The organism is Azonexus sp. (assembly GCF_030824335.1).
Classification (GTDB): Bacteria; Pseudomonadota; Gammaproteobacteria; order Burkholderiales; family Rhodocyclaceae; genus Azonexus.
The window spans coordinates 20,912-36,017 of the sequence record NZ_JAVBXX010000017.1 but is presented as its reverse complement, the minus strand read 5'-3'; the positions used below and the strand labels follow the sequence as shown (position 1 = coordinate 36,017).

11 protein-coding genes are annotated in these 15,106 nt (G+C 61.1%); 9 read left to right on the top strand and 2 right to left on the bottom strand.

Translation table 11 applies throughout. The features are described 5' to 3' along the window. The first annotated feature begins 90 nt into the window (after positions 1 to 90). The 8 genes from RCI20_RS11400 (at position 91) to RCI20_RS11365 (ending at position 12,200) form a co-directional block, all read left to right on the top strand. Positions 91 to 981: an MBL fold metallo-hydrolase gene (locus tag RCI20_RS11400; protein ID WP_306605579.1), complete on the top strand. Its 891-nt coding sequence runs from the start codon at positions 91 to 93 to the stop codon at positions 979 to 981. A 347-nt stretch (positions 982 to 1,328) separates the two neighbouring features. Then, positions 1,329 to 3,860: a nitrite reductase large subunit NirB gene (gene nirB / locus RCI20_RS11395; protein ID WP_306605577.1), complete on the top strand. Its 2,532-nt coding sequence runs from the start codon at positions 1,329 to 1,331 to the stop codon at positions 3,858 to 3,860. Between the two features lie 18 nt (positions 3,861 to 3,878). Beyond that, complete coding sequence (gene nirD, locus RCI20_RS11390) at positions 3,879 to 4,217, top strand: nitrite reductase small subunit NirD (protein ID WP_306605575.1); 339 nt, start codon at positions 3,879 to 3,881, stop codon at positions 4,215 to 4,217. A 29-nt stretch (positions 4,218 to 4,246) separates the two neighbouring features. Continuing rightward, positions 4,247 to 5,059 carry a formate/nitrite transporter family protein gene (locus tag RCI20_RS11385; RefSeq protein ID WP_306605573.1) on the top strand — a complete coding sequence of 271 codons (813 nt, stop codon included), beginning with the start codon at positions 4,247 to 4,249 and terminating at the stop codon, positions 5,057 to 5,059. 22 nt (positions 5,060 to 5,081) lie between these two features. Next, a complete protein-coding gene (locus RCI20_RS11380; protein ID WP_306605570.1) occupies positions 5,082 to 6,818 on the top strand; it encodes a bifunctional protein-serine/threonine kinase/phosphatase in 1,737 nt (578 codons plus the stop codon). Positions 6,819 to 6,921: 103 nt separating this feature from the next. Further along, complete coding sequence (locus RCI20_RS11375; protein WP_306605568.1) at positions 6,922 to 7,809, top strand: alpha/beta fold hydrolase; 888 nt, start codon at positions 6,922 to 6,924, stop codon at positions 7,807 to 7,809. A gap of 69 nt (positions 7,810 to 7,878) precedes the next feature. Next, positions 7,879 to 9,126 (top strand): urea ABC transporter substrate-binding protein, encoded by a 1,248-nt coding sequence (locus RCI20_RS11370; RefSeq protein WP_306605566.1) that lies wholly within the window; start codon positions 7,879 to 7,881, stop codon positions 9,124 to 9,126. Then, positions 9,123 to 12,200 (top strand): EAL domain-containing protein, encoded by a 3,078-nt coding sequence (locus RCI20_RS11365; RefSeq protein ID WP_306605564.1) that lies wholly within the window; start codon positions 9,123 to 9,125, stop codon positions 12,198 to 12,200. The genes RCI20_RS11370 and RCI20_RS11365 overlap by 4 nt, the downstream gene beginning before the upstream one ends. A gap of 42 nt (positions 12,201 to 12,242) precedes the next feature. Here the strand turns inward: RCI20_RS11365 and recG are convergent, their stop codons facing one another. Then, on the bottom strand, positions 12,243 to 14,288 hold the full coding sequence (recG, locus tag RCI20_RS11360; protein WP_306605562.1) for an ATP-dependent DNA helicase RecG: 2,046 nt from the start codon (positions 14,286 to 14,288) through the stop codon (positions 12,243 to 12,245). Positions 14,289 to 14,293: 5 nt separating this feature from the next. Beyond that, positions 14,294 to 14,674, bottom strand: coding sequence for a RidA family protein (locus RCI20_RS11355; protein ID WP_306605560.1), 381 nt, complete (start codon positions 14,672 to 14,674; stop codon positions 14,294 to 14,296). Positions 14,675 to 14,726: 52 nt separating this feature from the next. Here RCI20_RS11355 and RCI20_RS11350 point away from each other — a divergent pair, with 52 nt between their 5' ends. Then, complete coding sequence (locus tag RCI20_RS11350) at positions 14,727 to 15,047, top strand: tetratricopeptide repeat protein (protein ID WP_306605558.1); 321 nt, start codon at positions 14,727 to 14,729, stop codon at positions 15,045 to 15,047. The last annotated feature ends 59 nt before the right edge of the window (positions 15,048 to 15,106 follow it).

The window sequence follows — 15,106 nt, the reverse complement described above, 5'->3', positions numbered from 1 at the left end:
CAATAAATATTAAACCAGAACGGTGTTTTTTGCGTGATACAAGGTCAATAGAATTCACTCCGTCACTGATCAACGCTCACGGAGAAAACCATGTCTGCATCCTTCAAGTTCCTGCGCCTGGCGCTGCCCGCACTCAGCTTCGGCCTGATCGCCGCCGGCAATGCCGGCGCCCAGGAAACCCCGCCGCTCAGCCTCAAGGTCCATAACGCCGACGCCGGCAGCTTCCACGTCAACGCCGTCGTCGTCAGCGGCAAGTCCGAGGCGCTGGTCATCGACACCGGCTTCACTCGTGCCGACGCACTGCGCGTCGCTGCCAACGTGCTCGACAGCGGCCGCACGCTGAAGACGATCTTCATCAGCAACGCCGATCCCGATTTCTACTTCGGCGCCGAAACGCTGAAGGAAATCTTCCCGCAAGCCCGGGTGCTGACGACGCCGGCAGTGCGCGAGCGGATTGCCGCCAAGCTGGCTGGCAAACTCGCCTTCTGGGGACCGAAGCTCGGCGCCAACGCGCCGCGCCAGCCGATCGTGCCGGAAGCCATCGCCGGCAACACGCTGACGGTAGACGGCGAAACGATCGAAATTCACGGCACCACCGGCGTGCTGGCACACCGGCCGTATGTGTGGATTCCGTCGCTGCAGGCGATCGCCGGCAACATCGCGGTTTTTGGCAATCTGCACGTGTGGACCGCAGATACGCAGTCAGCCGCCGAGCGTCAGGCCTGGCTGGCCCAGCTTGACGAGATGCAGGCGCGCCGCCCGGCCATCGTCGTCCCCGGCCACATGGCCCCCGGCACACCGCTGGACGCAAGCGCGATCAACTACACCCGCAATTACCTGCAGCGCTTCGAAGGCGAACTGGCCAGGGCGAAGGCCGCCGCGACGCTGATCGCCACGATGCGTCAGGCCTACCCCGAGGCCGGCCTGGGCATCGCGCTGGACATCGGCGCCAAGGTCAACAAGGGCGAGATGAAGTGGTAGGGCTGTCTGGGCAAGTCTGGCAACGCACCATATTGGCCGCACCGGGCACGCTTGTGGTGCAAAGCCCCCAGTTGAATTCAGCGCTTTTTGTTCAGTAGTGGGCAAAACCGGGGATATCTTGACTGGCACAAATCATGCTTAGACCTTGCCGCCCGAGTGCAACGCAGCACCGGGCAGCAGCCTCCGCCAAAGACGGCGGAATCCGGATGGATCAACTTTTCCCCATCCGGCAATTCCAAACCGACAATGCGCCGCAAATCGCGGAGGCCTTCATGCAGATAACCGGCATTCACCGGCTATCGAGGTAATGCGCGAAGCCCTTCCGAAGTGGCTGGGCAATACCAATCATGAAGATAATCGTCATCGGCCACGGCATGGTGGGCCACAAATTTCTTGAAGAATTACATCAAATCCAGCTTCCGGGTGCGGAGGTCACGGTCCTGTGCGAGGAACCGCGAATGGCCTACGACCGGGTACACCTGTCCGAGTTCTTTGCTGGAAAAACCGCTGCCGATCTCGCGCTTGCAGACGATGGCTTTTTTAGCAAAAGCGGATTCCGCATTCGCCTGAAAAGCCGGGCCGTGGCGATCGATCGCCGCCGCAAGACGGTCTCGACACAGGACGGCGAAACCCTGTCCTATGACAAGCTGGTGCTGGCCACCGGCTCCTACCCCTACGTGCCGGCGATCAAGGGCAATGATCGCAAACACTGCTTCGTCTATCGCACCATCGAAGACCTCGAGGCCATGCAGGCATCCGGTGCGCTTTCGCGCAGTGGCGTGGTCATCGGCGGCGGTCTGCTGGGGCTGGAATGCGCCAAGGCCTTGCGCGACCTCGGCTTGGAAACCCATGTCGTTGAATTCGCGCCGCGCCTGATGGCCGTTCAGGTCGATGATGATGGTGGGCGTGTGCTGCGCAGCAAGATCGAGGCACTCGGCGTCCGCGTCCATACCAGCCGCAGCACCCAGGAAATCCGGGACGGCGCAACGGCCCGACATCGCATGGTGTTCGACGACGGTTTCCACCTTGAAGCCGACATGATCGTCTTCTCTGCCGGCATCCGGCCGCGCGATGAACTGGCCCGGCAGAACGCCCTGGCCGTTGGCCCCCGCGGCGGCATTGCGATTGATGACCACTGCCTGACCAGCGACCCGGAGATTTATGCAATCGGTGAATGTGCCGCCTGGCGCGACCAGTTGTTCGGCCTCGTCGCCCCCGGCTATGAAATGGCCCGTGTGGTCGCCCGCCATCTCTCCGGACAAACGAGCGCGGCCTTCGGTGGCGCCGACCTGAGCACCAAGCTCAAGCTGATGGGTGTCGACGTTGCCAGCATCGGCGACGCCCAAGGCAAGACACCTGGCTGCCGCAGCTTCCGCTACACCGACGAATGCAAACAGGTGTACAAGAAAATTGTCGTCAGCGAGGATGGCAAACACCTGCTTGGCGCCGTGCTGGTGGGCAATGCCGACGAATACGGCACCCTGCTGCAGATGACGCTGAATGGCATCGCCCTGCCGGAGAATCCCGAATTCCTCGTACTCCCCGCGAGCGATGGCAAGGCCAAGCCGGGGCTCGGCCCCGACGCACTGCCGGACAACGCCCAGATCTGCTCCTGCAACAATGTCAGCAAAGGCCAGATCTGCGCAGCAGTCGCCGACGGAGCGACCAGCATCGCCCAGATCAAATCCTGCACCAAGGCTGGCGCTGCCTGCGGCGGTTGCGTACCGCTGGTGACGCAGATCATGAAGGCCGAGATGGCGCGTCTGGGTCTTACGGTCAACAACCATATTTGCGAACATTTCCCGTATTCGCGCCAGGAGCTCTTTCACCTGATCCGGGTCGGCGAAATCCGCAGCTTCGAGGATCTGCTTGCGCAACACGGCAACGGTCTCGGCTGCGATATCTGCAAGCCGACGGCGGCCTCGATCTTCGCCTCCTGCTGGAACGAGTTCGTGCTCAAAGACGAACTGGCCAGCCTGCAGGACAGCAACGATTATTTCCTCGGCAACATCCAGAAGGACGGCACGTATTCGGTGGTGCCACGCATGCCGGGTGGCGAAGTGACGCCGGATGGCTTGATCGCGGTCGGCCAGGTAGCGAAGAAGTACGGCCTCTACACCAAGGTCACCGGCGGCCAGCGCGTCGACCTGTTCGGCGCCCGCGTCGAGCAACTACCGACGATCTGGGAAGAACTGATCGCCGCCGGCTTCGAATCCGGGCATGCCTATGGCAAATCGCTGCGCACGGTCAAAAGCTGTGTCGGCAGCACCTGGTGCCGCTTCGGTGTCGACGATTCGGTCGGCCTGGCTATCGAACTGGAGAACCGCTACAAGGGCTTGCGCGCGCCGCACAAGATCAAGTTCGGTGTTTCCGGTTGCACCCGCGAATGTGCCGAGGCACAGGGCAAGGATATCGGCATCATCGCCACCGAGCGCGGCTGGAATCTCTACGTCTGCGGCAACGGCGGCATGAAACCACGCCACGCCGAGCTGATCGCCAGCGATCTCGACAAGGCCGGGCTGATCCGCCTGATCGACCGCTTCCTGATGTTCTACGTGCGGACCGCCGACCGGCTGCAGCGCACCAGCACCTGGCGCGAAAGCCTGGAAGGTGGCCTCGACTACCTGAAGCAGGTCCTGATTGATGACAGCCTGGGTATCGGCAGCGAACTCGAGGCACAAATGCAACACGTGGTGGATACCTACCAGTGTGAATGGAAAACCGCGATCTCCGATCCGGCGGTGCGCCAGCGCTTCCGCACATTCATCAACAGCGAGCAGGCCGACCAGCGCATCGTCTTTGTCCGGGAACGCGGTCAGATTCGTCCCGCCAACCCCGAAGAACGGGATACCGCGTCAGCTGAACCGCTAACCTTCTGATCGCTACAGGAATCCATCATGACAACAAACAAGCTGCACTGGACGGCGGTTTGCAAGACCGCCGACATCCTTCCCGGTACCGGCGTCTGCGCCTTGGTCGACGACCGCCACATCGCGATTTTTCGTCTGGGCGCCGCCAGCTATCACGCCATCGACAACATTGATCCGCGTTCCGGCGCAAGCGTGCTGTCACGCGGCCTGCTGGGCAACCTCGGCGAACGGATCGTCGTCGCCTCGCCGCTGTACAAGAACCACTTCGACCTGAGCACGGGTGAGTGTCTGGAGACCCCGGAACACTCAGTCCGCACCTACTCCGTACAAATCCGCGACGAAGACGTGTTCGTCGCCGTGTCCTGAATCACGCCAACATCCCGAGAGGAACAAGCATGGCCTACCTTGCACCTGCCGAATTCGTCACCAAAATGGTCGACGCCGGTGAATCGAAACTCCTGATGTCTACCCGCGATACGCTGGTCCGCGCCTACATGGCCGGTGCCATCCTCGCACTTGCCGCAGCCTTTGCTGTCACCGTATCGGTAAATACCGGCAATCCGCTGATCGGCGCACTACTCTTCCCGGTCGGCTTCTGCATGCTCTACCTGCTCGGCTTCGACCTGCTCACCGGCGTTTTCACCCTGGCCCCCCTGGCTGTTTTCGACAAGCGTCCGGGCGCTACCTGGCGCGGTGTGATGCGCAACTGGTCGCTCGTGTTCGTCGGCAACTTTGCCGGCGCACTGACTGTCGCTGTTTTCATGGCGATCATCTTCACCAACGGTTTCACCGAGGCGCCGAATGCTGTTGGCCAGAAAATCGGCCATATCGGCGAAGGCCGGACGGTTGGTTATGCAGCTCACGGGGCCGCCGGCATGCTGACGCTGTTCGTGCGTGCGGTCATGTGCAACTGGATGGTCTCGACCGGCGTCGTCGCAGCAATGATGTCCACCAGCGTTTCCGGCAAGGTGATCGCAATGTGGATGCCGATCCTGGTATTTTTCTACATGGGTTTCGAGCACAGCATCGTCAATATGTACCTGTTCCCGTCGGGCCTGATGCTGGGTGGCAACTTCACTTTCATGGACTACATGATCTGGAACGAAATTCCGACCGTACTGGGCAACCTGATTGGTGGTCTGACTTTCGTCGGCGCAACACTGTACTCCACGCACTACAAGACGGCACCGAAACGCAAGATCGCCTGAGCCAGAGAAAAACCGGGCAGCCATGCGCAAATCGCTCCGCGTCTCGGTCGGCCAGCACTCGCTGGCCGGTACGCACGCAACGAACCAGGACTTCCACGGTGCATTGCTGCCTGCCGGCCATCTGCGTAGCAGCAAGGGAATCGTCCTGGCGCTGGCCGACGGCATCAGTTCCAGCCGCGTCAGCCACCTGGCCAGCGAAACCGCCGTCCGTTCCTTCCTCGACGATTACTACGCCACCGCCGAAGCATGGACGGTTCGCCGCTCGGCCCAGCGCGTACTGGCGGCTACCAATGCCTGGTTGCACGGCCAGACGATGCGCAGCGATGCCCGATTCGACAAGGATCGGGGCTACGTCTGCACGTTCAGCGCCCTGATTCTCAAGGGACGGGAACTGCACCTGCTGCATGTCGGCGACTCGCGTATTTACCGTCTGCATGCCCAGGCACTCGAGCAATTGACGGAAGATCACCGGGCATGCCTTTCGGCCTCGGAAAGCTATCTGGCGCGTGCGCTGGGTACCGGCGCACATGTCGAAATCGACTACCGCAACTGGGAAGCAGCAGTAGGCGAAATCTATATTCTCGCCACCGATGGCGCCTGCACGCATCTCGGGCCAGCAGCAATTCATGCAGCACTGACGCGCCATGCTGACGACCTCGATGCCGCCGCAGCCGAACTGGTGGCGGACGCCCGGGCACATGGCAGCGACGACGATGCGACGCTGCAGTTGTTGCGCATTGACGAACTACCGGAAGATGAGACACCGCAAACCCAGTTACGCCGGGAAGAACGGCTGTTGCCGCCGCAACTGTCGCCGCGCATGCGCTTCGAAGGATTCACCATCGTCCGCGCTTTGCAGGTCAGCGCCCGCAGCCACCTGCATCTTGCACTTGACGACAGCAGTGGTCAGCAAGTCGTGCTGAAGACGCCTTCGGTCGACCTGCGAACCGACCCGCATTATCTCGACGGCTTCGTCCTTGAAGAGTGGGTGGCCCGCCGTGTCGACAGTCCTCACGTCGTCAAGGCCTGGGCGAGCGACCGACCGCGTACCCATCTCTATGTCGCACTGGAATACATCGAAGGCCAGACACTGGCGCAGTGGATGATCGACCACCCACTGCCCACGCTTGAAGCTGTGCGCAGTATTGTCGAGCAGATCGCCAATGGTCTGCAGGCGCTGCATCGCCGGGAAATGATCCACCGCGATTTACGCCCGGAAAACGTGATGATTGATCAGCATGGCACGGTCAAACTGATCGATCTGGCCAGCGTACACGTTGCTGGTCTGGCTGAAGGAGCAGGCAGCTTGCCCACGGAAACACCGCCTGGAACCTTGCAGTACCTCGCCCCCGAGTGCCTGCTTGGCGATGAGGCGACAACACAAGCGGATCTTTTTTCGCTTGCCGCCATTGCCTATCAGATGCTCAGCGGCCAGTTGCCCTACGGCCTGAATGCGGCGAGGGTCCGCCAGGCGGCGGACCTGCGCCGCCTGCGCTACATTCCCTTACGGCACCACCGGACGGATTTGCCGGCCTGGGTGGATGCCGTTCTCGGCAAGGCGCTGCACCCGACACCGGCGAAACGCCAGGAAGCTGTTTCGGAATTGGCTTACGACCTGAAATTCCCGGGCAACCAATTTTGCCGCTCACAACACCCGCCACTGATTGAACGCGATCCGGTGCTTTTCTGGAAATGCCTGACGGGACTGCTTTCCCTGAGCCTGATCGGCCTGCTGTTTCTGCGCAGCCAAGGCTTGTAATCGCCATTTGGCAGAACTCGCCTGACAGAAAACCCAAGCGCAAAGCTCGACGCGGATCGCTACGGCTCATTACAATCATCCCCCCGTCCTTCCCGATGTCGCCATGCGCCCTTCCCGTTCCGAATTTCTCGATCTGCCCAGCGTCCGCCTGCACATTCGCCGCTGGGGCAATCCTGACGCCCCAACCTTGTTCCTGCTGCACGGCTGGATGGACGTTTCTGCCTCCTGGCAATTCGTTGTCGATGAACTGCAGCAGGACTGGAACATCATCGCGCCGGACTGGCGCGGCTTCGGACCATCGCAATGGCTGGATCGCCCGTATTTTTTTGCCGAACATCTGGGCGACATGATGGCCATCTTCGACCATTACGCACCGACCGGCCAGCTCAAGCTGGCGGGGCACAGCATGGGTGGCATCCTCGCGACACTTTACGCCGGCCTCTATCCCGAGCAGGTCGAGCGTCTGATTTCGCTGGAAGGATTCGGCATCGCCCCAACCACGCCGGACATGGCCGGCGAGCGCTTCCGGCACTGGCTGGGTGAGCTGAAGAATCCACCGCGCCTGCACGTTTATGCCGATCGCACCGCCTTCGCCCGACGCATGATGAAAGGCGATCCGTTCCTGAGTGCCGAGCGGGCCGATTTTCTGTCCCGCCATCTGGCACGGATTGGCGATGGCACGACCAAGGGCGGCGAGCATCGGCACGGCATCATCTGGAATGGCGATCCGTGGCACAAAGCCATGTCACCCTACTTGTTCCGGCTGGAAGAATCGATGGCCATCTGGCGCCAGATCACCTGCCCGGTACTCTGGGTTGCCGGCCGTCAATCCTGGATCGTACGCGACTTCGCCAGCCGTCCCGGCGACTGGGAAGCCCGCCGCGCCTGCTTCGCCGACATCGAGGAAGTCTGGATCGACCAGGCCGATCACATGCTGCATCACGACCAGCCCAAGGAAGTAGCACAGTGCATCGAGCGCTGGTTTTCCTGAGCACCAGACACCAGCACCGCAAAGCGACGAAACTGGCATAATCCTTGGCCTGACCACTCTCGCCAGCCCATGTCCGCCAACCTTGCCCGCCTGGCTATACTTTTGCTGTTCGCCACTCTGTTGGGCGCCTGGCTGATCTTGCGTGCGGAGGCGCCAACGCCAATCCGGATTGGCGTCGTCCATGCATTAAGCGGCGTCATGGCGGATAGCGAACGCGGCCTGGTTGACGCAACCCGACTGGCCGTCGAGGAACTCAATGCCAACGGTGGCGTGCTTGGTCGGCCGGTCGAAATGCTGATTGCCGACAGTCGTTCAGATTGGGGGCACGCCGCAGCAGAAGCCGAACGCCTGATCCGCGATGAGAAGGTCAGCGCCCTCTTTGCCTGCTGGACCTCATCCTGCCGACAGGCCGTGCGGCCGGTGGTCGAAAAATATCGTCACCTCATGTTCTATCCATTGCAATACGAAGGGATGGAACAGTCGCCCAACATCATCTACATGGGTGCCGCCCCCAACCAGCAGATCATTCCTGGCGCCCGCTGGGCGATGGATCGCTTCGGCCCGAAGACTTACCTGCTGGGTTCGGACTATCTGTTCCCTCGCGCCGCCAACCTGCTGATTCGCGAGTTAATCCAGACAGGCAAAGGTCACTTGCTGGCTGAGCGCTACCAGGCGATGACCGCCAGCGACTTCAGTGCCATCGCCGAAGAAATCCGCCAACTGAAGCCTGACGTCGTGCTCAACACCCTGAACGGTGCCAGCAACCGTTATTTCTTTGCTGCCCTGGCCGCAGCCGGTCTGGGCAACACCCCGGTCGTCTCATTCAGCATTGCCGAACCGGAACTTCAAGCGCTCGGCTTGCAGAATTTCCACCCGGAACATTTCGCCGTCTGGGGCTATTTCCAAAGCCTGCCGGGGGCTGCCAACCAAAAATTTGTCGCTCAATTCAGGCAACGTTTCGGCACGGAACGCGTCACCAGCGACCCGATACTGAGCAGCCACGACGCAGTTTTGCTGTGGGCCACTGCCGTACGCGAAGCCGGCACAGCCGATCCGGCGCAGGTCAACCGCTCGATCGGTCGCGTCAGCATCCCCAGTCCGGCAGGCATTGTCGCCACGGAAGCAACAACCCGTCATCTATGGCGTCGGGTTTATGTGGGCAAGGCCCAGGTCAATGGGCAGTTCGAGGCCACAGAAATTTCGGAAGCCCCGGTTCGCCCGGCACCTTTCCCTTCGTATCGCAGCCGGGCCGAATGGCTGGCACAGGTCAAGCAAATCACGCACCCGGCAACACCAGCGGACAAGGGCGAGAAATGACAACACCCAGCCTCGGCCTGCGTCTCGCCCTCGGGTTTCTCATCGCCGCTGTTTTGCCGATGCTTGGTCTGGCCTGGTTCTATCTGCACAGTTTCGAACAATCGCTGACCACTACGGTCTTGCAGAACATTTCATCAATTGCCGACAAGAAATCCGACCAGATTGAACAATATATTGATGAGCGTCTTGCCGATGCGCGTCTGGCGGCAGGTCAGGCGGCAGTCCGCGAAGCACTGCTCGCCCTGTCCGAGGAATATCGCCAGCAACGTCCTGTCATGCCGGCCAGTATTGCTCAGCGCGTACGCAACGAGTTGACCTCGCTCGGTGAACGCGGCACCTATCACGACGTCCTGCTGATCGACGAACACGGCAATGTCGTGTTCTCTCTCCTGGGCGAAGCCGATCTCGGGACCAACCTGCTGCATGGTCCTTATTGGGATAGCGGGTTGGGGGCTGGTTTCCGCCAGGCAATGACCTTCCTGCATATCGACCTGACCCGGTTCACCCCCTACGCCCCCTCCAACGACGAGATTGCCGCCTTTGCTGTCGCCCCTGTCCTGTTGCACGGGAAACCTTTAGGAGCCATCGCATTGCAGGTCAATTTATCGACCTTGATGCCAGTCGTTGCAGACAGAACCGGCCTCGGCACCACCGGCGAAACCGTGCTGGCCGTGCAGGAAAAAGACCAGGCCCGCTACACCGTCGAACTGGCTCGCCGGCCCGGCGCAGCCTTTTCCCAAGTTGAACCGCTGGCCCAGATGGCCCCTCCCCTGCAACGCGCCCTCGCTGGTGAGCATGGCCGGGGCATTACCCGCGACTACTCGGGCCGTGCCATCGCAGCCAGTTGGCACTACCTGCCCGCACTCAACTGGGGAATGGTGGTCAAGATCGATGTAGATGAAGCGCTCTCCCCGCTACACAAAAAGCAACAACTCACTGTCCTGGTATTTTTGTTCTTCTTGCTGCTATCGAGCGGCGCAGGCGTCTTTCTGGGACGACGCTTCATCCGCAACGAGCACACCATCGCGCGCCAGGAAGCCCGGTATCGCGCCATGTTCGGCAACATGAACGACGGCGTGGCCCTTTACCGCCCAACCTCGGATGGCAAGGAATTCATCGTGCTCGATATCAACCCTGCTGGTGAGCGCATTGCAGGCGTCAAGCGCAGCGAGGTCATCGGACAACGCTCGTGCACCGCTTTTCCCGGTTTGCAAGCATCGGGGATTTTTGCAGCGTTCCAGCGGGTCAATCAACTCGGCGGCAGCGAGTCCGTCAATCTGACCGATTACCACGATGGGACGATCAATCTGTGGGTAGAAAACGACGTCATCCGCTTGCCGGAAGGGGAGATTCTTTCAGTATTCAAGGATGTTACCGAACGACGCCAGGTTGAGGAATCGCTTCAGCTCTACGCCAAGATTTTCGAGCACAGCGGCGAAGCGATAATGGTGACCGATCACGCCAACCGGATTATTGCGGTCAACCCGGCTTTTGCCCGACAAACCGGTTATACGCTCAATGAAATTGCCGGCAAGAATCCCAAACTGCTGGCCTCCGGCCGAACGCCACAAGACACCTACCAATTGATGTGGGCTGCCCTGCAGAAAAGTGGCTACTGGCAAGGCGAGTTATGGGATCGCAACCGCAACGGCGGCATCTACCCGAAATGGGCGGCGATTTCCGCCATTCGCAACGAACAGGGTGGCATCACCCACTACATCGCCAGCTTTACCGACATCACTGATCGCAAGGTGGCCGAAGAGCGTATTGAACACCTGGCGCACCATGACAGCCTGACCGGCCTGTTCAACCGCTACAACCTGGAAATCCGTCTCTCGCAGAGCCTGCTGACGGCCCACCGTGAGCAGTCAAAACTGGCCGTGCTGTTCATCGATCTCGACCGTTTCAAGGTGATCAACGACACGCTGGGTCACCACATCGGTGACCTGCTGCTGATCGAAGTCGCCCGCCGCCTCAGACTATGCGTGCGCGAAAGCGACATCGTTGCCCGCCAGGGTGGCGATGAGTTCGTGGTTGTACTCAATGCGCTGGACCATCTGGACCGGGCATCGGCAGTTGCCGGGAAAATCCTGCACGCACTGGCGCAGCCTTACCATATCAACGGCGACCGCCTGCACTCCAGCCCAAGCATCGGCATCAGCATTTATCCGGACGACGGCGAAGATGCCGGCACACTGATGAAAAATGCCGATGCTGCGATGTATCACGCCAAGGAACAGGGTCGCAACAACCTGCAGTACTTCACTGCAGCACTCAACGAAGCAGCCGGCGAACGCTTGCAACTGGAACGCGAGTTGCGTGTCGCCATCGAACAAAAGCAGTTCGAACTGCATTACCAGCCACAGTTTGTCGCCAATGGCGCGACCTTCGACCGGCCATTTGCCGTGGAGGCACTGGTCCGCTGGCGCCACCCGAAACGCGGCCTGATCCCGCCAATCCGCTTCATCCCGATTGCCGAAGAAACCGGCATGATCGAAGTAATCGGCGAGTGGGTGCTGCAGGAAGCCTGCCGGCAACTCGCCCTGTGGAAAGCCGAAGATATCGGCCCACGTCGGGTCGCCGTCAATCTCTCGGCGCACCAGTTACGCAATCCGCAGTTGGTTGGCAATGTCGCCAAAGCACTCGAGCATTGCGGACTGCAACACGGCGAACTGGAACTGGAAATCACCGAGTCGGTGGCAATGAGCGATCCGGCCAGCGCCATCGAAAAACTGCAGGCCCTGCGCGATCTGGGCGTCACGCTGGCAATTGACGATTTTGGCACCGGCTATTCGTCGCTGGCCTATCTGAAGCGCCTGCCGATCCAGGTGCTGAAACTGGATCGTGAATTCGTCCGCGATATCGAAACCGACGAGAACGACGCGGCGATCAGCGCCGCCACCATCACGCTGGCGCACAGCCTTGGCCTGAAAGTGGTCGCCGAAGGGATAGAAACCGAAGGGCAAAGTCGCTTCCTGCGCGAACATCACTGCGACTTCTTGCAAGGCTACCTGTACGGTCGCCCGGAACCAGCCAGTGCGCTGAACGAACGCTGGCGAAAAAGCGAAACCTGAGCGCCAGACCAATCGGCGGCGCTGGCGGCAGGACAGCGCAGATCAGGACTTGAGCAGTTCCTCGCGCGCCCCCAGCCAGCGCTGCAGATGCTTTTCGGCCAGCGCCGGATGTTCGGTCAGCATTTCCTCGGCGACTTCGCGCGCCATCTCGACCAGGTCGGCATCCATTTCCAGATCGGCATAACGCAACAGCGGCACGCCGCTCTGCCGGGCGCCGACAAACTCGCCGGGGCCGCGAATCTGCAAATCCTGCCGGGCGATCTCGAAACCGTCGGTATTCTCGAAAATAATTTTCAGCCGCTGGCGGGCAATTTCGCCGAGCGGCCCGGCGTAGATCAGCACGCAGCTCGACTCGTACTGGCCGCGCCCGACCCGGCCGCGCAACTGGTGCAGTTGCGACAGGCCGAAGCGCTCGGCGTGCTCGATCACCATCAGACTGGCATTCGGCACATCGACGCCGACTTCGATCACCGTCGTCGCCACCAGCACATCAATCTCGCCAGCGGCAAAGGCGGCCATCACCGCCTGTTTTTCGTCGGCTTTCAGCCGGCCGTGCACCAATCCTGCGGTCAACTCCGGCAAATCGACCAAAAGCGCCGCGTAGGTATCCTGCGCCGTTTGCAACTGTAGTGCTTCCGACTCTTCGATCAAGGGGCAGACCCAATACGCCTGCCGCCCTTCCTCGACATGCTTTTTGACGAAGCCGACCACATCCTGGCGCCGGTTGTCGGCGACCAGCCGGGTCTTGATCGGCGTCCGGCCGGGCGGCAACTCGTCGAGCACGGTGACGTCGAGATCGGCGTAATAGCTCATGGCCAGCGTGCGCGGAATCGGCGTCGCCGACATCATCAACTGGTGCGGATTGTTGCCCTTGTTGCGCAGTGCCAGGCGCTGGGCGACGCCAAAACGATGCTGCTCGTCGATGATGGCCAGGCCCAGCCGGGCGAAATCCACACCATCCTGGATCAGCGCATGCGTGCCGATGACCAGTTGCGCATCGGCCGCCGTGGCCGCCAGTTGTTCGCGCTTGGCCTTGCTCTTCAGGCTGCCGGACAGCCAGGCGACCTTGACGCCGAGCGGCGCCAGCCAGTCCTTCAGTTTCAGGTAATGCTGCTCGGCCAGAATTTCCGTCGGCGCCATGAATGCGGCCTGCCAGCCGGCCGAGATGGCCTGACAGGCCGCCAGTGCGGCCACGATGGTCTTGCCGGCGCCGACATCGCCCTGCAACAGGCGCTGCATCGGGTAAGGCTGTGCCAGATCGCCGGCGATTTCGGCCATGGCGCGCAATTGCGCACCAGTCAGACCGAAGGGCAGGCTGTCGAGCAAACGAGCGCCCAGATTGTCTTTCGCCACCAGCACCGGCGCACCCTGTTCCCGGCGCGCGAGGTAAGCCCGACGCAAGGAAAGTTGCTGGGCCAGCACCTCGTCGAACTTGACCCGGCGCCAGGCCGGATGGTTGCGCGCATGCAAGGTATCGAGATCGGCATCCGGCGGCGGCTTGTGCAGGAAATGCAGGCTGCGCGCCAGCCCCGGCAATTTCAGGCGCAGGCGCACAACCTCGGGCAGCGTTTCGGAGAGATCGCCATCGACCAGCGCCCGGGCAATCAGTTTCTGCAATGCCGAATTGGCCAATCCTGCGGTCGACGGGTAAATCGGCGTCATTTCCACCGGCAGCGGCTGGTTCTCCGTTACCTGATGAAAACGGGGATGGACCATTTCCAAGCCGAAGAATCCGCCGCGCACTTCGCCGAAGGCACGGATGCGCGAACCGACACCGAGCACGGCCTGCTGGCTCGGGTAAAAGCTGAAGAAACGCAGCGTGATTTCGCCATACTCGTCAGCCGCCCGCACCACCATCTGTCGGCGCGGCTGATACTGCACTTCATTGCTCAGCACGACGACTTCGATCTGTACCGGCTCACCGGTAAACACGCGGTTCAACGAGGTGATCCGCGTTTCGTCCTCGTAGCGCAAAGGCAGGTGCACCAGCAAGTCGGCCTCGTTATACAGGCCGAGCTTGGCGAGCTTCTTGCGCAGCGCCTCGCTGGCGCGAATCGGCGCGACACCAGTAGCAGGAAGCCCGAGCACGACGCTCAGCCGATGAACATCACCGCATCCGCCTCGACCAGCGCACCACGCGGCAATTCCTTGACGCCAACGGCAGCACGCGCCGGGTACGGCTCGCTGAAATACTTGGCCATCGTCTCGTTGACCCGGGCAAAGTTGCCGAGATCGGTCAGGAAGACATTGAGCTTGACCACATTGGCCAGCGAACCGCCAGCGGCTTCGGCGACGGCCTGCAGGTTTTCAAAAACGCGAACGATTTGCGCATCGATGCCGTCTACCATCTGCATGGTCTGCGGGTCGAGGCCGATCTGCCCGGACATATAAACGGTGTCGCCGACCCGAACGGCTTGCGAATAGGTGCCGATGGCAGCCGGTGCATTCGGGGTAGCGATGATAGTCTTGGCCATGTTGATCTTTCTTCCGTGATTTGCAAAACCCATATTTTAGCCCCGAGGCAGCATGAACCCACGCATCGCATCCCTGGAAAAAATGCTTGACGGCCCGCGCGACGGTGCGCTGCTGCGTTTTTCACTAGGCAACGAATACCTGAAGGCCGGCGCACCAGATGCGGCGGCGAATGCCTTCCGTGCCGCCGTCGAACGCGACCCGAACTACTCCGCGGCCTGGAAAGCGCTAGGCAAGGCATTGGCCGAAGCCGGCGATAGCGCAGGCGCGACGAATGCGTACATGGCTGGTATCGAAATTGCCGAAGCGAGAGGCGATATCCAGGCCGCGAAGGAGATGAAAGTTTTCGCCCGGCGCCTGGCAAAAGCTGGCTGAGGCAACTCAGACTCAGTCAGCCCGCAGCCTCCCGCAAAATGGTGAATTTTTCCGGTTCG

What these genes read in the sequence shown, in the direction of transcription:
- RCI20_RS11355 (WP_306605560.1), bottom strand. Translation starts at nt 14,674, where the DNA reads ATGGCCAAGACTATCATCGCTACCCCGAATGCACCGGCTGCCATCGGC.
- RCI20_RS11370 (WP_306605566.1), top strand. Translation starts at nt 7,879, where the DNA reads ATGTCCGCCAACCTTGCCCGCCTGGCTATACTTTTGCTGTTCGCCACT.
- RCI20_RS11380 (WP_306605570.1), top strand. Translation starts at nt 5,082, where the DNA reads ATGCGCAAATCGCTCCGCGTCTCGGTCGGCCAGCACTCGCTGGCCGGT.
- RCI20_RS11400 (WP_306605579.1), top strand. Translation starts at nt 91, where the DNA reads ATGTCTGCATCCTTCAAGTTCCTGCGCCTGGCGCTGCCCGCACTCAGC.
- nirB (WP_306605577.1), top strand. Translation starts at nt 1,329, where the DNA reads ATGAAGATAATCGTCATCGGCCACGGCATGGTGGGCCACAAATTTCTT.
- RCI20_RS11365 (WP_306605564.1), top strand. Translation starts at nt 9,123, where the DNA reads ATGACAACACCCAGCCTCGGCCTGCGTCTCGCCCTCGGGTTTCTCATC.
- RCI20_RS11375 (WP_306605568.1), top strand. Translation starts at nt 6,922, where the DNA reads ATGCGCCCTTCCCGTTCCGAATTTCTCGATCTGCCCAGCGTCCGCCTG.
- RCI20_RS11350 (WP_306605558.1), top strand. Translation starts at nt 14,727, where the DNA reads ATGAACCCACGCATCGCATCCCTGGAAAAAATGCTTGACGGCCCGCGC.
- nirD (WP_306605575.1), top strand. Translation starts at nt 3,879, where the DNA reads ATGACAACAAACAAGCTGCACTGGACGGCGGTTTGCAAGACCGCCGAC.
- RCI20_RS11385 (WP_306605573.1), top strand. Translation starts at nt 4,247, where the DNA reads ATGGCCTACCTTGCACCTGCCGAATTCGTCACCAAAATGGTCGACGCC.